The 21,155-nt window shown below is 67.7% G+C and carries 17 protein-coding genes; 6 read left to right on the top strand and 11 right to left on the bottom strand.

Going from position 1 to position 21,155, the window contains the following annotated elements; all coding sequences use genetic code 11:
• Positions 1-410: 410 nt before the first annotated feature.
• Complete coding sequence (locus BM199_RS22585; protein ID WP_091675296.1) at positions 411-8,561, bottom strand: DNRLRE domain-containing protein; 8,151 nt, start codon at positions 8,559-8,561, stop codon at positions 411-413.
• Positions 8,562-8,828: 267 nt separating this feature from the next.
• Here BM199_RS22585 and BM199_RS22580 point away from each other — a divergent pair, with 267 nt between their 5' ends.
• From BM199_RS22580 to BM199_RS22565, 4 genes are read left to right on the top strand one after another with little or no spacing between them, the layout of a single operon-like run.
• Entirely contained in the window at positions 8,829-9,866 is a 1,038-nt protein-coding gene (locus BM199_RS22580; protein WP_091675295.1) for an iron-siderophore ABC transporter substrate-binding protein, read from the top strand.
• Between the two features lie 3 nt (positions 9,867-9,869).
• The gene (locus BM199_RS22575) at positions 9,870-10,877 is read left to right on the top strand and encodes a FecCD family ABC transporter permease (RefSeq protein ID WP_245788550.1); all 1,008 of its coding nucleotides are present in this window, start codon (positions 9,870-9,872) and stop codon (positions 10,875-10,877) included.
• Positions 10,874-11,935 (top strand): FecCD family ABC transporter permease, encoded by a 1,062-nt coding sequence (locus BM199_RS22570; protein WP_218160406.1) that lies wholly within the window; start codon positions 10,874-10,876, stop codon positions 11,933-11,935. Before BM199_RS22575 ends, BM199_RS22570 begins: the two co-directional genes overlap by 4 nt.
• Positions 11,932-12,741 carry an ABC transporter ATP-binding protein gene (locus BM199_RS22565; RefSeq protein WP_091675294.1) on the top strand — a complete coding sequence of 270 codons (810 nt, stop codon included), beginning with the start codon at positions 11,932-11,934 and terminating at the stop codon, positions 12,739-12,741. Before BM199_RS22570 ends, BM199_RS22565 begins: the two co-directional genes overlap by 4 nt.
• Here the strand turns inward: BM199_RS22565 and BM199_RS22560 are convergent.
• The 4 genes from BM199_RS22560 to BM199_RS22545 all read right to left on the bottom strand — a co-directional run bounded on the left by BM199_RS22560 (position 12,704) and on the right by BM199_RS22545 (position 16,087).
• Positions 12,704-13,201, bottom strand: coding sequence for a GbsR/MarR family transcriptional regulator (locus tag BM199_RS22560; RefSeq protein WP_218160404.1), 498 nt, complete (start codon positions 13,199-13,201; stop codon positions 12,704-12,706). The genes BM199_RS22565 and BM199_RS22560 overlap by 38 nt on opposite strands.
• A gap of 102 nt (positions 13,202-13,303) precedes the next feature.
• A complete protein-coding gene (locus BM199_RS22555; RefSeq protein WP_091675293.1) occupies positions 13,304-13,789 on the bottom strand; it encodes a nucleoside deaminase in 486 nt (161 codons plus the stop codon).
• A gap of 5 nt (positions 13,790-13,794) precedes the next feature.
• Positions 13,795-14,088: a Dabb family protein gene (locus tag BM199_RS22550; protein ID WP_091675292.1), complete on the bottom strand. Its 294-nt coding sequence runs from the start codon at positions 14,086-14,088 to the stop codon at positions 13,795-13,797.
• A gap of 163 nt (positions 14,089-14,251) precedes the next feature.
• Complete coding sequence (locus BM199_RS22545) at positions 14,252-16,087, bottom strand: flavin-containing monooxygenase (protein WP_091675291.1); 1,836 nt, start codon at positions 16,085-16,087, stop codon at positions 14,252-14,254.
• 146 nt (positions 16,088-16,233) lie between these two features.
• Here BM199_RS22545 and BM199_RS22540 point away from each other — a divergent pair, with 146 nt between their 5' ends.
• Entirely contained in the window at positions 16,234-17,523 is a 1,290-nt protein-coding gene (locus tag BM199_RS22540) for a GAF domain-containing protein (protein ID WP_425425571.1), read from the top strand.
• A gap of 49 nt (positions 17,524-17,572) precedes the next feature.
• The gene (locus BM199_RS22535) at positions 17,573-18,094 is read left to right on the top strand and encodes a DUF421 domain-containing protein (RefSeq protein WP_091675290.1); all 522 of its coding nucleotides are present in this window, start codon (positions 17,573-17,575) and stop codon (positions 18,092-18,094) included.
• Between the two features lie 12 nt (positions 18,095-18,106).
• Here BM199_RS22535 and BM199_RS33965 read toward each other — a convergent pair whose 3' ends face one another.
• From BM199_RS33965 to BM199_RS22510, 6 genes are all read right to left on the bottom strand, one after another.
• Positions 18,107-18,256, bottom strand: a complete 150-nt coding sequence (locus BM199_RS33965; RefSeq protein WP_177242743.1) for a hypothetical protein — start codon at positions 18,254-18,256, stop codon at positions 18,107-18,109.
• 95 nt (positions 18,257-18,351) lie between these two features.
• Entirely contained in the window at positions 18,352-18,645 is a 294-nt protein-coding gene (locus BM199_RS22530; RefSeq protein WP_091675339.1) for a DUF1905 domain-containing protein, read from the bottom strand.
• A gap of 61 nt (positions 18,646-18,706) precedes the next feature.
• Positions 18,707-19,357, bottom strand: coding sequence for a hypothetical protein (locus tag BM199_RS22525; RefSeq protein ID WP_091675289.1), 651 nt, complete (start codon positions 19,355-19,357; stop codon positions 18,707-18,709).
• 61 nt (positions 19,358-19,418) lie between these two features.
• On the bottom strand, positions 19,419-19,769 hold the full coding sequence (locus tag BM199_RS22520; protein WP_091675288.1) for a DUF6153 family protein: 351 nt from the start codon (positions 19,767-19,769) through the stop codon (positions 19,419-19,421).
• 146 nt (positions 19,770-19,915) lie between these two features.
• Positions 19,916-20,509, bottom strand: coding sequence for a TetR/AcrR family transcriptional regulator (locus tag BM199_RS22515; protein ID WP_177242742.1), 594 nt, complete (start codon positions 20,507-20,509; stop codon positions 19,916-19,918).
• Complete coding sequence (locus tag BM199_RS22510) at positions 20,506-21,150, bottom strand: NAD(P)-dependent oxidoreductase (RefSeq protein WP_091675287.1); 645 nt, start codon at positions 21,148-21,150, stop codon at positions 20,506-20,508. Before BM199_RS22510 ends, BM199_RS22515 begins: the two co-directional genes overlap by 4 nt.
• Positions 21,151-21,155 lie beyond the last annotated feature (5 nt).

Raw genomic sequence — 21,155 nt, 5'->3', positions numbered from 1 at the left:
GATCTCAGTTTGTTCTTGATCCGGGGTTGAGTCGTATGAGACTCGAACCCACCCAGATTCAGTGTCCAGCCATGTACACCAACTTCCAACAGGGACCAGGGAGACCGAAATCCCTTCGCCTAGCTCAGCAGCCGGTTCAAAGAATAACGCCCCGTGTCGCCGACTAGGCGAACCCAGATTCGACTCGATCCAGTTCGCTTTTGGATGTAAGCCCCACGCAAACAGGAGTTGCCCTGTGGTGACAGACATTTCAATTTGAAGCGTACCAACGGAAAGGCTCGCAACCCCAGCATTACCAATACGGCAACGGAGATCGTCCAGGTCGCTCGACTCGAATCGAAAGCTATACTCGGCCTCCTCGTAAATCAGCGCACCTTGAAGCGGCTTTCCGCTCTCTAATCTTATCTTCATCAGCTTCCGCCAGTGGTGAAGTTAAAGTGTAAAATGGTGTTCGATTGCGTGTTCACTACGAGTTCCCAGTTGCCGGCAGATCCTCTGAACGAACCAGGGACATCCCATCGGATGGAATTAGGGGCACCACCCGGGTCGATGACGGGACTACCTCCGCTAACGATCTCTCGAATAGTTAGAGGAGAGTTCATATAGGGGCGAGCCATCCTCCCGTCCTTTAGATAATCACCAAGATGATTGGCGACCGAATTAGTCATCTTGAGATTCTCCACGTCGACCCTGCGAGCCATATCCGCGACTTCGCCTGCAGCGCCGACCGCGCCTCCGACCTTACCTACACCCTTGGCTACCTTTGAGAAGGGGATCATGTTGGAGGCGAGCCAAGCGCAACCCTCGGCGCTGCCTTCAACACAGTCGGCAACGTCTGCGAACGGAGAAAGCTCGTAGAGAAGCTTCACAAACGGTTTAGCATCATCGAACGTAGGATGGCTTGTGGTGCCCGCGTAGCAGCCATCCCGGCTTTGGTTGATCAGCGTGCATACCTTTTGCCAGGCCATCTGGCTTTGTCCTGCCAACGCAACGGCATCCAGTTTTGAAAGCTTCCCGGCGCCCTCGTAGCCGAGCGGGCGTAAGGAACGCTGTTCTTCTTGGGTTAGGTCACGACCAAGGGCAGGTTGATCGATCTTGTCTGCGGCCTGCACCTGAGCAACTCGTTGCTTCGTTCCCTCGATGTCTGGCTTCGCTTGGACGATGGGCATTGGTAGATGTCCGTCGATTTCGATGCGGCTGATGGGGTTGCCGCCGGTGAAGGCGTAGCGGTTGCCGGTCCAGGGGTCGGTGCCGAGCCCCAGGTCAGCCAGTGCCCCGTTGTAGCTGTCCCGCGTCAGGAACCGGTTCAACCCGGGGTTGTAGTCGCGGAAGCCCATATCGTACGAACCCGAAGAGGGGTCCCAACGTTTGCCGTTGAACCGGTAGAAGTTGTACGGCTCCTCACTCGGGTTCTGCGCATCCGGCTTGTCGATGCCGGTGAAGGCTTCCTCGTCGTCCTTGCCGTAGGCGGTGTAGCCGTAGGTCGCCCGCGTGTCGCCCGTCTCCGAGGTCAACGTCTCCACATCGGTGTGCGGGTTGTAGCCGTAGAACGAGTCCTCGGTGACCTCCGGACCCGTGCCGTCGGTGTCGTGCTTGACCTGCGACAACCGCGCACCCCACGCCGAGTAGGCATACGAACGCTGAACCTGCCCGCCAATCTCCTCAGTGACGACCTTGTCCGTCAACCCCAGGTAGGCAAACTCCGTCGTCTCCCCATCCGCCGTCTTCGTCGTCGTCCGGTCCAGTGGGTCGTAGTCGTACGTCGTGGCGTCCAGGCCGCCGGTGTCGTTGATCTTCTCGTGCTCGATCGTGCGGTCGAACCCGTCGTAGGTGAGCCGCTCGATCACCTGCCCCGCCGCGGTCACCGTGTTCAACCGGCCGTACGGGTCGTAGTTGTAGGCCGCCGTCGTGCCGGCGCTCGTCGCCGACAACAAACGGTTACGGTCGTAGTTGAACGTCGTCGTCGTACCGTCGACCGTCTGGTCGATGACGTTGGAATTCGCGTCGTGGGCGTAGGTCTCGGTCTCCAGCACCGCCCCCGTACCGGCGGCCTTCTTCGTCACCGACGCGATCCGGTCCTGCGGGTCATACCCGTACTCCCGCACCTCATCCAGATACGCGGAGTGATCATCGGCATTCTGGACCTTCGACGCATCCCGAATCCGATGCCCGTTCGCGTTGTAGCCGAGGAAGTGCTGCGCTACCAGCGTGCCGTCGCCCTTGGTCTCGACCTGCGAGGCGAGTTGCCCGTCGAGGTGGTAGCCGTAGTCGACGGTGTTGCCGTTGGCCTTGGTCTCGAGGTCCACCTGCCCGCGCGCGGTGTAGCCGTAGGTGGTGACCTTCGGGTCCTGTCCGGTCTCCGTGTTGGTCACCTTCGCCACCAGATCCCGCGGGTCGTACTCGAACGCCGCGTCCTGCGTGTCGTGATCGCGGCTCAGCGGGTTGCCGTTCGGGTCGTAGCTGAATGCCGTGGTGTTCTGCACCGCCCCGGCCAGCTTCTCCTCCACCTTCGCCAGCTGGTTGAGCCCGTTGTAGCCCATCGCGTACGCGTCGACGTTCGCTCCGGGACTGCTGTCGGTGAGTGAGGTGAGGTTGGCGTTGGCGTCGTAGGTGTAGCTGAACGTCTTCGCTTCGGTGTCGGTGTCCCCGGAGTTGTCGCGCACCAGCTTCACCGAGTCCGCCGCGACCTGGCCGTCAGCCTTGTCGGTCAGCTCCACGTTGTGCGAGTTGCCCTTGGTGAAGGCGTGCGTGCCGAGGCTGACCCACTCCCCCGCCTGCTGGGTCTGATTCACGGCCGTGGTCGTCTCGCCCCCGCTGTGCCGCACGGTGTAGGGGGCGTTGGTGGCCTGTGCGCCCGGGTAGCGGGCGAACACCTCGTAGTCGCCGTCCTGGGGCACGTTGAGCGTCCACGTGACACTCGCGTCTCCCGTTCCGGCCGGCGCGGTGCGGTAGTCGTAGCCCTGGAACCCGGCCCCCTCACTGCTGGTGGCCCAGTTTCCCGCCACCTTCAGGTTGGGGGTGTCGGAGTTGTCCACCAGCACCACGTGCTTGCCGACCGGCACGCCGTCGTCGCTGCGGGACTTCAGTTTGCCGTCCGGGTAGTAGTCCCAGCTCATGGTGCGGGCCGACGAGCCGCCCGCGCTGGTGAAGGTGCGCGCGGTCTGCTGGCCGAGGTTGTTGTAGTCGTAGGTGGTGGCGATGTCCCACGGGTCGGTGGAGCCGCGGATCCAGCCGTTGTCGAAGTAGGAGTAGCTGGTGCTGTTGCGCACCGACTGCCCCGCCGACGGCGGCGCCGAGACCTCGGCGAGGTTGCCGACCTTGTCGTAGGCGTAGCGGGTGATGTCGGGCGTGCCGTAGCGGGCGTCGCCGGGATCGTGTGGCGAGTGCTTCTCGATGGGCCGGTTGAGCTTGTCGTAGACGGTGCGCGCGGCGAAGTCGTCCGGGTCGTCGGCGGTGTCGACCCCGCGCGGGGTGATCACCCTGGTCTGGTTGCCGACCTGGTCGTACTCAACGCGGGTTGTGCGCACCACGGTCTTGCCGTCCACGGTGGCATGCGGAGCACGGACCTCCACCACCGAGGAGCGTTCGTCGTAGACGTAGGTGGTGGTGACCTTCTCGGCGTCGGTGCTGGTGGTGACGTTGCCGTCGAGGTCGTAGGTCTGGCTGGTGACGTGGCCGAGGGCGTCCGTTGTGGACACCTGCCGGTGGTTGCGGTCGTAGGCGATCTTCGTGGTGTAGTCGGCCGCGTCGGTGGTGGCGTTCTTGCGCGGGTCCACCACCGTCACCAGGTTGCCGACGTTGTCGTAGGTGTAGGAGATCGTCTCCCCCGCGGCGTTGGTGGCCGCGGTGAGCTGGGAGATCTCGTCATAGGCGTAGCGAGTGACGAAGTCGTCCGGATCGGCTGGTGTGAGGGTGCCCAGCGGCTGGGTCTCGGCCAGCAGGTTGCCGATCGTGTCGTAGCTGAACGTCGAGCGCCGCTCGGGTCCGTCCGGAGTGTCCTTCGGCTCGGTCGCGGCGGTGAGCTGGTCGGCCGGGTCGTAGGTCGCCGTCGTCGTCGCGCCGTTGGGCGCGGTGGACTGTGTGACGTTGTCGTTGGCGTCGTACACCGGCGCCGGGGTCGTGATCAGCTCCCCAGCGTCGGCGTCCTTCGGCACCGTGGTCTCCAGTGGACGCCCGAACACGTCGTAGGCCGCCGTGGTGGTGGCACCGGCCGCGTCGGTGGCCGTGACCACGTTGCCCCGCACGTCGTAGCCGACGGTGGAGGTGTTCGCCAGCGCGTCGGTGGTGGCCCGCGGGTAGCCGGCCGCGTGGTAGTCGGCGAACGTGGTGGTGTTGCCGTTCGCGTCCGTGGAGGTCAGCAACTGCCCGTGCGGGTCGTAGGTGTAGACCGACCGGTAGTCGTCCGCCACATCAGGCGTGGCGACGCCCTTGGGGTCGGTGACCGTGGTCAGGTTGCCGTTGCCGTCGTACCCGAACGCCCAGCGTCTGCCCTCCGGGCTCACCTTTCCGGTGAGTTCCGCGGTGTAGCCGCCCAGTGCGGTCCGATACTCCAATGTGGTCGGTGGCGTGTTGTTCGCCACGGCTTCCGCGTCCCGGATCGACGTCGGGTACCCGGTCTTCGGGTCGTAGGTCCACGTCGAGACCGCCCCGTTGTCCTCGGTGAGCGACACGACGTTGTTGTCGGCGTCCCACGTCATCGCCGTGGTCTCGTTCTTGGCGTTGGTCGTGGAGGTGGGCCTGCCGTAGCCGTCCATCCGGTAGCTGGAGTTGTGGCCTTCGGCGTCGGTGACCGTGGACGTCATCTCCGATCCGGCGGAGCCGTCGGGGTCGGCGTAGGCGAACCCGGTGTCGTGGCCCAGCCGGTCGGTGAGGGTCTTGGCCTTCCACTTGTCCTTCGGGTCCTCGGGCGCGGTGTAGTACGCCAGATCGCTGGTGTTGCCGCGCGGGTCGGTCACCGCGACGAGCTTGACGTTCTTGTTGCCCTGCTCCGCGTCATAGGCGAACCGGAACGTCTTCGCCAGCGGGGTGCCGGCCCCGTCGACCATCTCGGTCAGCAGGCCCTTGTCGTCGTAGCCAAACGTCACCTTGCGCCCGGAGACGTCGGTCACCGACTGCACCATGTCCAGCAGCTTCGGGTTCCTCGTCTCCCCCTTCTCCCAGTAGTCCAGCGTCAGGCTCTGCCTGCCTGCGGGATCGGTGACGTAGGCCAGAAACTTGCGCGGCTGGTTGTTCGACTTGCGCTCGGTGTAGGTGAAGTTCTGGGTGTTGCCGTTGCGGTCGGCGACCGCCGACAGCCAGCCTTCGTCGTCGAAGAAGAACTTCGTGCGGTCCGGCCGGGTCATCATCCAGCGCCGCGAGGTGTCCTCACCGGACACCCGCGCCAGATGCAGATGCACACCCGCGGGTTTGTCGTACGTCCACACCGCGGGGTCGGTGGAGTCGTGCTTGTTCAGGGTGAACTCGTGACTCGTGCCGTCCCCGTCCGGCATGGTGACCAGCGACGGATAGTCCTGTCCCCTTGGGTGCAGGTCCAGCGATGTTCCCAGCCGCGTGACGCCCGACGCCGCCAATGACCAGCCGTAGCCCATCGAGGTGGCCGAGGTGTCCATGCTGTTGTAGGTCATCCGCAGGAACGTCGACAGCCCCCGCCCCGGGTTCGACAAGGCGTCGTAGGAGAACACCGTGTTCCCGGCGTACTGGTTGACCAGCACGTTCGATCCCGCACCCGTGGACTTGCCCACGTAGGAGTAGAACTTCTCCAGCCCGAGCTCGTCACTGGTCGGGTCCTCGACCGTCACGTTCTGCGGCAGCGCGGGAATCCCGCCCGTGCCGGACAACCAGCTGCCGTCGGTGGTGTCGCGCAGGTCCCAGCTGAGCACGAACTGCTCACGCTTGTTCCCCGCCGCGCTCTGGATCGGCGTCTTCACCCGCGCCTGCACGGTCACCGTGCCCATCGGCGGAACATCCGCGGGCAGCGCGGTCTCCAGCCGGTTGCCGCCGGTGGTGACATCGGTGCCGTCCGGCAGGCCCCAGCGGTAGGACAGCACCCGGTTGCCCGAGGACCAGGTCGCGCCGGTGGTGTTGGTCAGCGTCACCGGCACCGTGTACTCGTCACCGGGGATCATCCGCATCGACGGTGTGTCCGGCGCGTAGTAGGTGGACTCCGCCGTCGGCTCGGTGTAGGTGACCACCAGGTTGGGCCGCAACTGCGGCTCCGCGGCCTCGTCGGACAGGAACAAGGCTCGCTGCTCGACCGCCGTGTCGTTGAGCCGCACCAGCATCCCGTGGTTCGACGCCGGATCGTTGACCCAGCTCTGCACCAGGCCGGAAACGTCCCACCAGTTCCACTTCGGATCGTTCGTCACGGTGGTCAGCTGGTCGGCCATCGTGCCGTAGGTGCCGCCGCCCGCGGTCCATGCGGTCGCCGCCGACGCCCGCCGCCAGGTCGCCTCGCTCTCCACGAACGGCTCGTCCAGCTGGTGCACGTTGATCCTGGCCCCACTGCCCCAGGAGTAGAAACCCCACAGGCCGACCTCTGCCTCCTCGATCCGCGCGTTCGCCGGGATCGACGACAGATCGGGAAAGTTCACCACCGGCCGCGTCGTGGCGTAGGTCGACGAACCGATCCCCGCCGACAACCACTTCTGACCACCGAAGGTGTCCAGGTTCGTGTCCGGTTGTCCCGAGGACAACGTCGTCGCCTCGGACGTCTGCAGGATCTGCGTCACCCTGCCCGCCTTCGGCAACCGCGCGACCTGCGTCGGACCGGGGATCAACTGCCCGTCCCGGGTCTTGGCCACGATCATGTAGTAGTACGCCGCACCGAACGGATCCGGTGAGTCCGCGGGCGTCGGGCGTGCCGTCGTGTCGGAGAAGCTCGTCGCGTCCGGCGACAGCGGAGCGATCAGTGTGTACCGCGAAGGCGTGAACGCCTGGTACACCGTGCGGTGCACCTGGTACTCCACCACGTCATCGGCCGGGTTCGTCGGCTGCGGATCGACGTAGGGATCCCAGTTCAACTCCGCGCCCGTCGAACGGATCGTCGTCGGGTAGTGCAGGTTCACGCTCGGCCGGCCATAGGTGAGGACCAGCTTCGGCCGGTTCGCCACCTCACCGCCGTAGGCGAACTCCGCGGCCTGGTAGATCGCTCCGCCCCGGTTCAGCGCCTCGTCGGTCGCCTTGAGCATCAGCCCGTGGTTCTGCGCCGAGCCCGACACCCAGGACTGCGCGATGTTGCGCACGTCGAACTCGTGCCACACGTTCGCCTTGTTCGCCTGTTTGACCGCAGTGGACAGTCCGGCCTCGGCGAAGTCCTGGTTCGCGGAGTTCCAGGTCGCGGTGTCCTCCGACCAGGCCTGGGTGATCCGCCGCGCCTCGATCTCCACGTTGTTCACGGCGGTGTGCAACTCGCTGTCGTAGTACGTCCGCAGCCGCGCCGACGTCAACGACGTCCCGGCGGGCACCACCGAGGTGTCGAACTTCAGCAGGCTTCGCGCCACGCCCCACGGGTCCGTCCCGACCGAGAGCCGGTAACTCGAACCGTCGTTGCGGGTCGGGGTGTCCGACCAGATCTGCACGTCCTCGCCGGTGGTCGGCGTCGGCTCGATCTTGATGGTCGGATCGATCACCACCGGATACCGCCGCTCCGGCGCGGCCAGCCAATCCTTGTCCGCTGCGACCGTCACCGTGATGTTCGCGCCCTGCTGCTCGACGGTCTGCGTCACCTTGTCGCTGAACACCTTGCCGTGCGGCGACTTCTGATCCGCACTGCTGTCGAACATGAACGGTCGCGGCATCACGAACAACGGCGGCCCGTGCTCGCCGGCCGCCCCCTTGGCGAAGAACCCGATGGAGCCGTCCGGCTGCTGCCGCGCGGTCACCCCGCCCAGGCGCATCGTGAACCGGAAGACCGACTCCCCGACCGGTGAAGGCAGCACGATCCGCTCCTTCAGCGCCTCGCCGGTCACCTCGTACTCGAGGTCCGCGTTACCGAACGCGTCGGGATAGGTGACCGTGTCACCCTGCACCCGCGGCGACAACGCCCGCGACTCGCCGGCGATCCCCAGCGCCACCTGCTTGCCTGCCGCCTCGAACCGCACCAGCCGGTCGCTCTTGTCACCGAAGTCGCTGCGGAACCTGTTCTTGTCGTTGCCGAACCGGTACCCGTCCCTGGCTCGCTCGATCACCGTCGGGTCGATATCGGACCATCCGTCGCCGTCCCGGAAGTGCCGCGGCTCGGGCGAGATTTCGACCTCGGTCCGCCCGTCCGACATGGCGAAGACCTTTGTCGTCGCCGAGCGCTTGTCCACCAGTTCCTTGACGCGCTTCGGTGGCTCGGGCGGTTGCTCGGGCGCGGAAGCCGCACGGGGCGCCGGTTCCGCGGCGGCCGACTCCGGCGAGATCAGCCCGACCACCGAATTCCACAAGCGACCCAGACCGAGGTCCGTGCCCCCTGCCGACGTCACCGGCGGCCCCACCGGCATACCCACCGTCAGCAGTGCCACGAACAGCGCCGTGATCAGGGCGCGCGACAAGAAACCCCGCTTGCGGGACGAACGCATCAGAGATCCCCTCAGCTTGCAATGAGCGGCATCCCCGACAGACACCCAGCCATACCGCGGCTCCTTGAACAGGCAACCATCCGGGAACGCGGCAAGCGATCAACCAACAGGCGTAAGAACCAGGTGAAGAAATGAGCCACGTGGCGGTACGGCCGGTTGGTGCTAGCGGTGACACCGCCCACGTTCAGAAGTAATGAAACTTAGGTTAGTCTGCCCTTCGTACTGCTCGCCTGCGTAGCGAGCACGCCCCAGCGAAGGACTTCACCGATGAACGCAACCTTGGGAAGACGGCGCCTGCGTGCGCTCGGCGCCGCGATCGCCGCCACCGCCATCGGTCTCAGCGGCTGCGGTACCGCGTCCACGACCGAGACCGCGCCCGATTCCCAGGGCGGTGACGCCTTCCCCGTCACGATCGAGAGTGCCCTCGGCACGGCCGAGATCCCGCAGCGCCCGGAACGGATCGTGACGCTCGGCCAGGGCTCCGCCGAGACCGCGATCGCGCTCGGCCAGGCCCCGGTCGGAATCGAGAGCTACGAGTGGGGCAGCGACGACACCGGTTACCTGCCCTGGATCCACGAGGCCGTGACAGCCGAGGGCGGGCAGCTGCCCACGCAGTTCACCGGTGGCGAGGACATCGACTTCGAGGCCATCGTCGAACTCGCCCCCGATGTCATCCTCGCGCCGTGGTCGGGCATCACGCAGGAACAGTTCGACATCCTCAACGACATCGCACCGACCGTCGCCTACCCGGGCAAGGCCTGGAGCACCGACTGGGACGAGCAGATCAAGATCATCGGCAAGGCGCTGGGCAGGACGGCCGACGCGGACGAGCTCATCACCGGAATCGAGCAGCGGTTCGCCGAAGCCGCGGCAACGCGGCCCCGCTACGCCGACGTGACGTTCTCCTACATCTACACCAACGGCCCCGGCACCCTCGGTGTGTTCCTCCCCGATGAGCAGCGCGTCGCGATGGTGTCGAAGCTGGGCCTCACCGTCGATCCCGTCGTGCAGACCCTGCCAGAGACCGAGGGGACCGATTCCGCTCTGATCGGACTGGAGCAGGCCGACAAACTGCGCGACAGCGACCTGGTCTTCACGTTCTACGCCAATCCGGAGACGAAGAAGGAGATCGAGGCCCAGCCGCTGTACAAGAGCATTCCGGCCGTCGAGCGGGGCAGCGTCGTGGCCAGTGCGGACAACTCCTTCGTCACCGCCTCCTCCATCATCAACCCGCTGACGGTCCCCTGGGTGATCGACCGCTACCTGCCCGAGATCGATGCCGCGATCGCCAAGCTCGACCGGTAGGCTGTGTTCAACAAGCGCGCGGTCGCGGGCCCACGGCACGCGTTGATCCTGTGCGCCGGACTCGCGCTCCTGGTGACCGCAGCCGGACTGAGCCTCATGCTCGGCGGCAAGGCCACCTCCGCGGCCGACGTGTGGCACGTGCTGACCGGGACCGCCGACCCGTTCCTGACCACGGTCGTCGAGAGCCGCTATCCGCGCACCGCACTCGGCATCCTCGCCGGTGCGGGGCTCGCCGTCGCGGGCACGCTCCTGCAGGCCATCACCCGCAATCCATTGGCGGAGCCGGGCCTGCTGGGGATCAACATGGGCGCCGCGGCAGCGATCGTCACCGCCACCGCGTTGCTCGGCGCGCAGAGCGGAACCGCGACGGTGTGGTGGGCGCTGCCGGGGGCGATCGTCGCGGGCGCGGGGGTCTATATCATCGGCACGGCGGGCGCGGGCACCGGACTCGTCCGGCTGGTGCTGGCCGGCGCGGTGGTGTCCGCCGTGCTCGGCGCCTACATCCAGGCCATCACCCTCAGCCTGCCGGACGTGTTCGACAGCTACCGGTACTGGGTGGTGGGCTCGCTCGCGGGCCGAGGCTTCGACACGCTGCTTTCGGTACTGCCGGTCACGCTCGCCGGAGGCATGCTGGCCCTGGTGCTGGCGCCCGCGCTGAACGCGCTCGCGCTCGGCGACGAGGCGGCGGTCTCGGTCGGCGCCAATGCCACGCTCGTGCGAGCGGGCGGCCTCGCGGCGGCGACCCTGCTCAGTGCGGGCGCGACGGCGGCCGTCGGCCCGATCGCCTTCGTCGGTCTCGCGGTACCGCACATCGTCCGCGCGCTCGCCGGGATCGACTTCCGCGTCCAGATCCCGTGTGCCCTCCTGCTCGGCCCCAGCCTGCTGCTGCTCGCCGATGTGCTGGGACGGGTGCTCGTGCGTCCGCAGGAACTCATGGTCGGCGTGGTCGCCGCGTTCGCCGGCGCGCCGTTCCTGCTCTACGCCGTGCGGCGGATGCGGGGTGCCATGTGATCGTCCACGCGGACCTGTCCCGGGGCGAGCGCCGCCCTGTGGTGCGGCTGGGTGGTGCTGTCACGCTGCCGGTGCATCGCAGGTCGGTGCTATTGACGGTCGCACTCGTACTCGCCGTCGGCCTGGCGTCGGTCGCGACGCTGACCATCGGGAAGGCGGGTATCCCGCTCGCGGAACTGCCTGCCGCGCTGGCCGGGGGCGCCGAGGGCAGCGCCGAGTTCGTGCTCGAACGGCTGCGCGGACCCCGGCTGGTCGTGGCGATCGGCACGGGGCTCGCACTCGGGATGGCCGGAGCACTCTTCCAATCGGTGGCAAGGAATCCGCTCGGTAGCCCCGATGTGATCGGAGTCGGCTCGGGAGCGGGTGCCGGGGCGGCCTTCTTCGGCCTGCTCGCGCCCGGATTGATCCCGGTTCCGGTCGGCGCCGTACTCGGTGGTGGCGCCGCGGTGCTGCTCGTCTACGTGTCGACAGGCAGTGGTTTCCGGCATCCGGGACGGTTGATCGTCGCGGGAATCGGCGTCGCGGCGATGTCCGCGGCGTTCACGCACTACGTCGTCTACGTGGCGGCGCGGGACAGTGCGAATGTGCTGTCGGCCTACCTGAACGGGAGCCTCGCGGCCCGCTCCTGGGAACACGCGGGCACGATCTGGCTGGCACTCGCCGTCGTCGTACCGGCCGTGCTGATGCTGGCGGGGCGCGTCGCCGTGACCGAGCTGGGTGACGAACTGGCGGACAGCCTCGGAGCCGGGCCACGCTCGGCACGGGTCTGGGCGATCGTCGCCTCAGTGGCCCTTTCGGCGGCGGCGGTGAGTGTGGCCGGACCCATCGCGTTCGTCGCACTCACCGCGCCGAACATCGCCAAGCGGTTGTCGGGCGCGCCCGGCGCGAATCTCGTGTCCTCGGGGCTGACGGGCGCCCTGCTGCTGGTGCTCGCCGACCTCGCCGCACAGCACTCGCCGATCGGGGAGCGGCTACCCGTCGGGATCTTCACGATGGCGATCGGCGGTGTCTACCTCGGGCACCTGCTGATCCACGAGTGGCGGAAGGGTGTGCTGTGAACGGAAAAGGACTGGATTTCCTGCGAGCCGACCAGGCGACACTGGGGTACGGCGGGGTGCCGGTCGTGCACGACCTCAGCCTGGACGTCCCGCAGGGCGAGTTCACCGTCCTGATCGGCCCCAACGGTTGTGGCAAGTCCACTGTGCTCAAGTCCATGGCACGAGTGGTGCGGCCGCAATCTGGCCAGATCCTGTTGCACGGAAAGAACTTGCGCAGTTACCGGGGCAAGGCGGTGGCGCGGCGGTTGGCATTGCTGCCACAGAGTCCGGTGGCACCTGATCGGATCACGGTTCGTGACCTGGTCCGCCGAGGGCGCTACCCGCATCACCGCCCACTGCGGCAGTGGAGCCCGGCCGATGATGTGGCCGTCGCGCGGGCCCTGGAGCAGACGGACCTGGCCGGCAGTGGGAACAGGCAGCTGAGCGAGTTGTCCGGCGGGCAGCGGCAGCGGGCCTGGTTCGCGATGGTCCTCGCGCAGGACACCGACATCGTTCTGTTGGACGAGCCGACCACGTTCCTCGACATCGCGCACCAGTTCGAGGTGCTCGAGCTGTGCGCGCGGCTGCATCACGAAGGGCGCACGGTCGTGGCGGTGCTGCACGATCTGAACCAGGCGGCGCGCTACGCCACGAATCTCGTCGTCATGGCCGAGGGCCAGGTCGTGGCGGCGGGCGATCCGGCGACGGTGCTGACCACAGAACTGGTCACCGAGGTGTTCGGCCTCGACTGCGACGTCGTGCCGGATCCGCATGCGGGCACGCCGATGGTCATTCCGCTTCCCCTGCGGGATCGCGTTCGGCCTTGACCCGCTCCCACTGCTCGGTGAGCACGTCGTGGTATCCGTCGAGCCAGGTCATGTAGTCCCGCATGTTGACCAGGCGGTTGCGGCTCTTGGCGTCGAGATGCGGCAGCCGGTCGAGCGCGGTCTCCGCCAGCGCGCGCTGCTTCTTCAGGTAGTCCCGCTCGTTGCGCAGGAAGCTACCCCACACGTCCTCGTCCATTGTGTACATCCGCGCCTTGGTGTCGCCCGGAACCCGCTGGACGAAGCCGACCTCGGTCAGGCTCCTCAGGTACACCGACGTCGAGCCCCTGCTGACACCCGCACCCTTCGCGATCTCGTCGGCGGAGACGCGGTCCTTGCCGCACACGAGCATGAAACCCACGATCCGGCCTTCGGACCTGGCCGCGCCCTGTGAGCGCCAGAACTGCGCGAACTGCGCGATGAACCAGTCGACGAACTCGTCCGCGCTGCCCGTTTCGTTCACCCTCCGAGTATCGCTCAGGAGCTGGTCAACGGGCTGTTCAGGTGCCACAAAACTGCCAACTCACGCCCCGGAACTGCCAACTCGCGATGGCGCTTTCCGGTCTCACACCGTCCCACGGGCGTGAAATCGGCGGTGCAGTTCCCGGATCGGTTCTGCCAGTTCGGGTACCGGGCCGTCCACGACCATGTCCGGAACGATCTCCCTGATCGGCAGCGCGCGCACGGGCGGCGGTGGCACCCCCAGTTCGGCCAACCAGGACGCCGTTTGCTCCGACGAACTCGCGTACACGATCCGGCCGAGACCGACCCAGCCGTGCGCGGCCGCACACATCGGGCAATGCTCGCCCGAGGTGTACACGGTGGCCGCCGACCGCTGATCCGGGGTCAGGTGAGCCGCCGACCAGCGGGCCAGCTCGAACTCGGGGTGCCGGGTCTGATCGCCGCCGGCCACGCGGTTGTGGTCCTCGGCGAGCACTTCGCCCTCGGCGGAAACGAGGACCGAGCCGAACGGCTCTTCGCCCGCTTCCAGTGCCTGTGTCGCCAGCTCCACACAACGGCGCAAGTACGGCAGCTCAGCGTCGTCGATCATGGCGATCAGCCGAGGGGCTCGTAGTCGATCTCGAGGAAGTCCTCGACCTCGGTGAGCCAGCGTTCGGCCACGAACCCCGTGTGCACGGGGTGCTCGTTGTAGTTCGTGTACGCCGTCTGGTCGGCGAACTCCATCGAGAAGCCGAACCGGAAGTCGTTCTTGGGGCTCGTCTGGCGCAGTTGTTCGAAGCGTTCGACACCGGGGATGTCGGCGAGCGCGAGCGCGGCCTTCAGGAACCCAGCCTCCTCGTCGGACCCGGGGGCATGACGGAGCCGGAACGCGACCGTGTGACGAATCATGCGACCCACCCTATCCGGACCGACACCTTCCCCATCGCACTTTCCCGGGAAAGTGCGATGGGGAAGGCGCTGGACCTGGGGCGGGGCTTTCCGGGTCTCGCACTTTCCCGGGAAAGTGCGAGACCGCGTGGTACTTGCGGACATCCCAAGCCAGTGCGTCGGCTCAGGCGAGGTGGTGGACTTCTTGGAGGCCGTAGACGGGGGTTGGAATGTTTTCGTGGCGGGCCTTGAGTTGCAGTGCCAGGTACAGGGAGTAGTGCCTTGACTGGTGCAGATTTCCGCCGTGGAACCAGAGGCCTTCCTGCTGGGTCGGCTTCCACATGTTGCGCTGCTCCCCCTCCCACGGCCCCGGGTCCTTGGTCGTGCCCGACCCGAGGCCCCAGCACTTGCCGACCTTGTCCGCGACGTCCTGGCCGATCAGGTCGGCCGCCCAGCCGTTCATCGAGCCGAACCCCGTCGCGTACACCACCAGGTCGGCTGGCAGTCGCGTGCCGTCCGCCAGCACCACCTCGTGTTCGGTGAGCTCGCGGACCTGCCCGTGCGCGAGCTTGATGTCCCCGTTCGCGACGAGTTCACTCGCACCCACGTCGATGTAGTACCCGGAACCGCGGCGCAGGTACTTCATGAACAGCCCGGAACCGTCATCGCCCCAGTCGTGCCGGAAGCCCGCCTTCTCCAGGCGCTCGTAGAAGTCGGCGTCGCGCTCGGCGATCGCCTGGTACACCGGGATCTGAAACTCGTGCATGATCCGGTATGGCAGGGAGGCGAACGTCAGATCGGCCTTCTGCGTGGTCATCCCCGAGGCCACGGCCCGCTCGGAGTACAGGTCGCCGAGCCCGAGTTCCATCAGCGAGTCCGACTTGACGACGTGCGTCGACGACCGCTGGACCATCGTCACGTCGGCGCCCACCTCCCACAGCGCGCCGCAGATGTCGTGTGCGGAGTTGTTCGAGCCGATCACCACGGCGCGTTTGCCCGCGTACGCCTCCGGCCCGGGGTGCCGGCTGGAGTGGTGCTGGTCGCCGGCGAAGCTGTCCTGTCCGGGGAACGTGGGAACATTCGGTTTGCCGGACATCCCGGTGGCGAGCACCAGGTGCTTCGGCCGGAGCGTGACCTGCTCCCCGTCCCGATCGACGTGAACGGTCCACTGCTTCGTGCGTTCGTCGTAGGAGGCCGACGTGCAGGTGCTCGACGTCCAGTAGGGCACCTCCATCACCCGCGTGTACATCTCCAGCCAGTCACCGATCTTGTCCTTCGGCGCGAAGACCGGCCAGGTGTCGGGGAAGGGCAGGTACGGCAGGTGGTCGTACCAGACGGGGTCGTGCAGACAGAGCGTCTTGTACCGGTTGCGCCATGAGTCCCCCGCTCGCGGATTGCGCTCGATCACCAGCGCGGGCACGCCGAGCTGGCGCAGGCGCGCGCCGAGCGCGATCCCGCCCTGGCCGCCGCCGACGACCACCACGTAGGGCTGCTGGGCGTAGCCGAGCTGGGCGTCCTCCCGCGCCCGCCGATCGGCCCAGCTGAGCCGATCGCGATCAGCACCGTGCACCGCGCCGAGCGGGCGGCTCGCACCCTTGTTCTCCTCGTGCCCCTTGATCTCGTGCACGGTGGTCAGCAGGGTCCACGCGCCCTCTTCGGTCAGTCGCAGGTGCCCGAGACCGCGGCCGACGGCCGTCTCGAAGCCGATCCACGCGGAGGTGACGCCGTCGGCTTCCTCCGCGGGCTCGATGGTGCGAAACCCGGACGGATCCGTGTCGGCCAGCCGGGCGCCGAGCAGGTCCGCGACACCCGCACGGCCCTCCACCGTCTTGATGTTCCAGGTGAACGCGACGAGGTCGCGCCAGAAGCTGTCGGTGGCGAACATGCCCGCGGCCCGCCGCACGTCACGGGCGGTCAGCGCGGCCTCGAACTCCGCGAGCCAGTCGTCCACCCGCTGTTGTGGCGTGGCGTTCTCGCGCACGGAGTCCTGCCGGATGTCGGGCTGGACGGTCTGCGTCATCGCAATTCCTCTCGCCGGGCCTTCCTGTGACTCACAGCACACGACACGGACGAGGTGGCGAACAAGGGTTGCAGCGCGTTGCACGCGCCATGGCGCAGCTCACAGCACAGCGGCTATCGTCACGGGAGGGCCCAAGGACGGGAACGGTGATCGTGAGCGGTTTCGGTGCGATCGAGCAGGGCACGGACCTGCAGGCGTACGCCCGCGCCCTGGCCAGGACCCACCACGCCGTCCTCGGTGGCTCCCGCCCTCCGATGCGCCCGCGCGACCTCGTCGCCAGGTCGTGGTCCAGGGTGCTCGCGCTCGGTCTCGATCCCGACGGGCGGAACACGCGGGACCCGTTGTCGGTGGCGGAGGTGGAGCGCCTGCGCAGGGAGTCCCCACTGAGTTCGGTCATCACCGAGCTGAGGGGACTGATCTCCGCCGTCGCGGACGCGTCCCAGTTCCTGCTGGTGGTCACCAACGGCGAGGGCGTCATCCTCTGGCGGGAGGGCGCGGCGCGCACCAGGATCCGCGCGGACAGCCTGGGGTTCGTCGAGGGGGCGCTCTGGACCGAGTCGGCGGTCGGCACCAACGCGATCGGAACCGCGATCGCCGAGGCTGCCCCGGTGCAGCTGTTCTCCGCCGAGCACTTCGAGCAGCCGCAGCATCCGTGGTACTGCACAGCCGCCCCGATTCACGATCCGCGCACCGGCGAACTCCTCGGCATCGTCGACGTCAGCGGCCCGGCGATGACTCTGCACCCGACCATCGGCGCGCTGGTCGAGACCGCCGTCCGGCTCGCCGAGCTACGACTCTGGCGCCACCACGAGCACCGGCTCGAACAACTGCGAACAGCAGCCGCACCCCGGCTCGCCGCGGTGGACGGCCCGCTGTTGCTGGTCGACGAGCACGGCTGGGTCGCCCACAGCACGGGCATCACGGTCCGGGACCGCATCGCCGTGCCCCGTGGCGATCGGGCGATCGCCGTACCGGGGCTGGGGCTGTGCCTGCCCGAGGCCGTCGCCAACGGCTGGCTGGTGCTGCCCGCTGGCAGCGACAACACCGTGCGGCTGCTGCTCGATCTCTCCGGGCAGCCGCTGATCGAGGTGAGTGGCAGTGGCGCACCGTGGCGCAGCTCGCCGACCGCCCGGCACGCGGAGATCCTGCTCCTGCTGCACCTGGCCGGGTCGGCCGGACTGAGCGCCGCCGCGCTGAGCTCGGCACTCTACGGCGATGCCGACCACGTGGTGACGGCCCGTGCGGAGGTGTCCCGGCTGCGCAAGATTCTCGGCGCGGTCGTCGACACGCGGCCGTACCGGCTGGCGGACGGAGTCGAGCTGCGAGTGGACTTCGGCCAGGCCGAGCACCTGCGTGACTGCGCCCTTGTCCACGACTCCACCGCTCCCGGACTGCGGCGGGTGGCCGACCGGCCGGTGCAGCACGTGGTTCCGTAGGGCGGGCCACTCCACGTGTCGTTCCCCCGCAGCGGGGTAGGCCTGTGGAATGTTCTTCGACTCCTGGGGCGGGCTCGGCAGGGTGGTCCTCGTGGGGATCCCCGCCTACGTACTGCTGGTGATCGTGCTCCGCCTCTCCGGCAAGCGGACGCTGGCCAAGATGAACGCCTTCGACCTGGTGGTCACGGTGGCACTGGGGTCCACACTGGCCACCGTCCTGCTGACCGCCGACGTCGCGCTCGCCGAAGGCGTGCTGGCACTGGCCCTGCTCGTCGCGGCCCAGTTCGTCGTCGCATGGCTGGGCGTGCGCGTGCCCGCGATCCGCGGGGCCGTGCGCTCGGACCCGACACTGCTGCTGTGGCAGGGACGGCTGCGACCCGACGCCCTCCGGGAGCAGCGCGTCAGCGAGACCGAGGTGCTGCAGGCGATCCGGTCGCACGGTATCGGCGGGCTGGATCAGGTGGCCGCGGTGGTACTGGAGACCAACGGCAAGCTCAGTGTGATCCCCATCGCGAAGGCGGGCACCCTCGACGCACTGAACAACGTGCCGGACGTGCCCGGCGAAACGTGACAGTACGGCGAGTCAGTCCCGGCCGGTCGGCACGACCAGCACCGAGTCGCCGAATACCCGCAGTGCGGCAGGATCGCCACCGTCGTCGACGATGACGGTGTGCTCCCGATCGAGCGGAGCCCAGTAGGAGACCGGTGCGCTGTCCACCTTGGAATGGTCCACGAGCACATAGGACTCGTGGCCCGCGTTGCAGCATCGCGTGCTTGAGCTGAGCCTGTTCCAGCGTCGGCAACTTGACTCAGTCGGGACGCCGCTCGTCAGCCGATTCGCTCTTCTAGACAGACTGTGACACTGTCACCGGCGCCCTTCCCGATCGCCGTGCGGATATCGGCCTTCACCGGCAGCTTGTGCGTCCCGTCGCCCATGGCCATGAACGAGCTCCGGAACGGGTGCCCGTCGATCGTCCCCCTGACCTTCACCAGCCCGCGCGTCCCGAAGAACTCGACCGAGTCGGGCATCACGACGTAGGTCCATCCGCCCTTGGCCGTGCTCTTGCGCAGGGTCGCCGTGAACTGCTTGTCCAAGCTTCGCTGCTCGTCCGGTCTGTTCATCAGCACCTGGTCCTTCGGGTCGGAGCACGCACGTCCGCGCAATCCTCCCGCAGCGGACCGATCAGTGGGAATGTCCGTCCGAGTGCCCAGACGAGTGCGAGGATTCCGACGTCGTGGGTCGCCGGGTGGCCGTGGACCCGCCCGGAACGGGTTCGGGTGTGGAGGTCGTCCCGTGGTGACCTCCGGTTCCGGGTTCGCCGTGACTGTCGTGTTCCGCGCCGCCGTGCGCGTGGTCGAGACCCGCGACCACGCCCGGCGCCATGACCGCCGCGACCAGCATGGCCGCACCGCCCAGGGCGAACCGGTATCTCCAGACGGAGATCTTCGACGCGTGCTCGCGCGGCAGCATCCCCCACGCCGCACCGAGAACGACGACCAGTTCCAGCACCGTCGCCAGAATGCCCGCGGGCCCAAGGGATTCCGGGATATCGGCGTGGGGGCCGAACGGAAGACCATTGGTACGTGTCACGACCCACAACGCGATGGCAGCCGTGTTCGCCACGACACCGATGCCGAGGACGGCCCGGTGCGCCGACCGCAGCACGGCCACGGCCCAGCCGAGCTGGAGGAGCGCCAGCCCGGCGAAGAACAGCCCGGACGGGGCCCACTCCCGCCAGTGGTCCGGTGTGACGGCGAGGTGGATCACCGCCGCGCCCGCGGACGCGAACGCCGCGACGGCCGCGGCCAGCTTGATATCGGTCCTGTAGTACATGTCGGCAACTCCTGAGTCGGTACGGGTTGTGCGTGTCAGCGGCTGTCGCCGCGGACACGCTCTAGACCCGCATCACCTGGAGTTCCCGCACCGGATCGGGCGGCGCCCGCGCCCCGTCCACCGCGTCTGCCGCGGCAGTTGGCAGGGGCTGGCCCGCAGGAGCCGGCGTACCCGTCCAGGCTGCCGTGGCGGCCGGCAGGCCGGGCATGTTCCGGACGCAGAGGTAGCCGCAGTGGCCGTCGCCAGCGGAGTCGTGCGGCTGCGACCCCTCGCTCTCCCCCACGCCCAGACCCGGGTGGTGCTCGGGAGGCGCGGTGGTCGACAGATGGTGCCCTTGATCGGCGGCGACAGAGGGCACGTCGGCGTGGGAGTGCGTACCGAGCAGATGTCCGGCGAGTATCAGCGCTGCCACGAACGGTAACGGTCCGAGGTGCCACAGGACGGACCTACCTGCTCGGTGTGCCGATCGCTGCATGAATCACCGTGTGGCCCTCGACGTCGCCCGGAATCGTACACGGGGAGCGCGAAGAAGGCGGCGAACCCAGCCGGAGGTCGAGTTCAGGCCCAGAGCCCGCTGACCAATGTGCGAACGAACGAGGCCGCAAGCTTCTCGTTGCCTTCCACGCTCTCACTGTCACCGGCGAAGTTGCTGAGGAACGCGTGCTGCAGACAGGCGCCCAGCAGGAGTGCCGCAACCGATTCGGCGTCGACGTCCGCACCGATCGCACCTGCCCGCTGCTCCGCGACGAGGTAGGCGGCGACCGCGTCACGTACGGTCTCCGGACCCGAACCGCGCTCGGCCAGCGCTTTTCGGTGGGCGGCGAGCAACCCCGGCTCGGAGAACACCGATGCCGCCATCGGAAAGGTCGCCCCGTAAAAGGCAATGGCTCCGCGTGCGACCTCCTCCAATGTCTCCGCGACCCGCCCCTGCCCGACCTGCTCGCGCAACCCGGCCAGCACGGTCAGCAGATCACTCGGCACCCGCTCGCTCAACACCCCGACGAAGAGGTCGGTCTTGTCCCGGAAATGCTTGTACAGCGTCGCTTCCGAGTAACCGGCCTGCCGCGCGATCTCCTTGGTCGTCGCATGGGCGAGACCGCGGGTGTGCATCACGTGCGCGGCGGCGTCGAGTATCCGATCCCGAGTGTTCACGACACCTCCCCCGCCGCAGCGACACCGACGACCTGCCGCACGGACTCCGGGTCGTTGATCATGTCAAGCATGGCGTAGGCCAGGTCCGCCCGCGAAATTGCGTGAGTTCCGGCAACGGCGCCACCCATCGCCCTGCGATAGCTGCCACTCAGCGGTTTGTCCAGGAGCCGGGGTGGCCGCACGATCGTCCACTCCGCGTCACTGCCGACCACCGCTTCCTCCATCACCCGCAGATCCGCGTAGACATCCCGGAAGACGGCCCGCACCAGCGGAAGGGCGAGCCGTCCTACCAGCGACTCCCCCTCCGGCAGTGGGCCGACCGGCGCGGCGCTCACGACCAGCAGACGCCGGACATCGGCGGCTTCCATCGCCCGCAGCATGGCACGCACCGCGACAGTGGCGATCCCGCCCTGTTTCGCGCTCGCGGCCAGGGCCGAGAGCACGGCGTCCTGGCCGTCGATCGCCGAACGCACCGCCTCCGTGTCGGCGAGTTCGGCTTCGATCACCGACAACTCGGGGTGGTCGATCGGCATCCGCGCCGGGTCACGCACCACGGCTCTCACCGAGTGCCCCGCGTCCAATGCCTGCCTGACCAGCTGTTTTCCCGTTCCCCCAGTGGCCCCGAAAACCGTGATACGCATGAGTT

This window comes from Amycolatopsis marina (assembly GCF_900111885.1).
GTDB lineage: Bacteria > Actinomycetota > Actinomycetes > Mycobacteriales > Pseudonocardiaceae > Amycolatopsis > Amycolatopsis marina.
This window is presented reverse-complemented; position numbering and strand designations above follow the sequence as displayed.

What these genes read in the sequence shown, in the direction of transcription:
- BM199_RS22585 (WP_091675296.1), bottom strand. Translation starts at nt 8,561, where the DNA reads ATGCGTTCGTCCCGCAAGCGGGGTTTCTTGTCGCGCGCCCTGATCACG.
- BM199_RS22580 (WP_091675295.1), top strand. Translation starts at nt 8,829, where the DNA reads ATGAACGCAACCTTGGGAAGACGGCGCCTGCGTGCGCTCGGCGCCGCG.
- BM199_RS22555 (WP_091675293.1), bottom strand. Translation starts at nt 13,789, where the DNA reads ATGATCGACGACGCTGAGCTGCCGTACTTGCGCCGTTGTGTGGAGCTG.
- BM199_RS22550 (WP_091675292.1), bottom strand. Translation starts at nt 14,088, where the DNA reads ATGATTCGTCACACGGTCGCGTTCCGGCTCCGTCATGCCCCCGGGTCC.
- BM199_RS22545 (WP_091675291.1), bottom strand. Translation starts at nt 16,087, where the DNA reads ATGACGCAGACCGTCCAGCCCGACATCCGGCAGGACTCCGTGCGCGAG.
- BM199_RS22535 (WP_091675290.1), top strand. Translation starts at nt 17,573, where the DNA reads ATGTTCTTCGACTCCTGGGGCGGGCTCGGCAGGGTGGTCCTCGTGGGG.
- BM199_RS22530 (WP_091675339.1), bottom strand. Translation starts at nt 18,645, where the DNA reads ATGAACAGACCGGACGAGCAGCGAAGCTTGGACAAGCAGTTCACGGCG.
- BM199_RS22525 (WP_091675289.1), bottom strand. Translation starts at nt 19,357, where the DNA reads ATGTACTACAGGACCGATATCAAGCTGGCCGCGGCCGTCGCGGCGTTC.
- BM199_RS22510 (WP_091675287.1), bottom strand. Translation starts at nt 21,150, where the DNA reads ATGCGTATCACGGTTTTCGGGGCCACTGGGGGAACGGGAAAACAGCTG.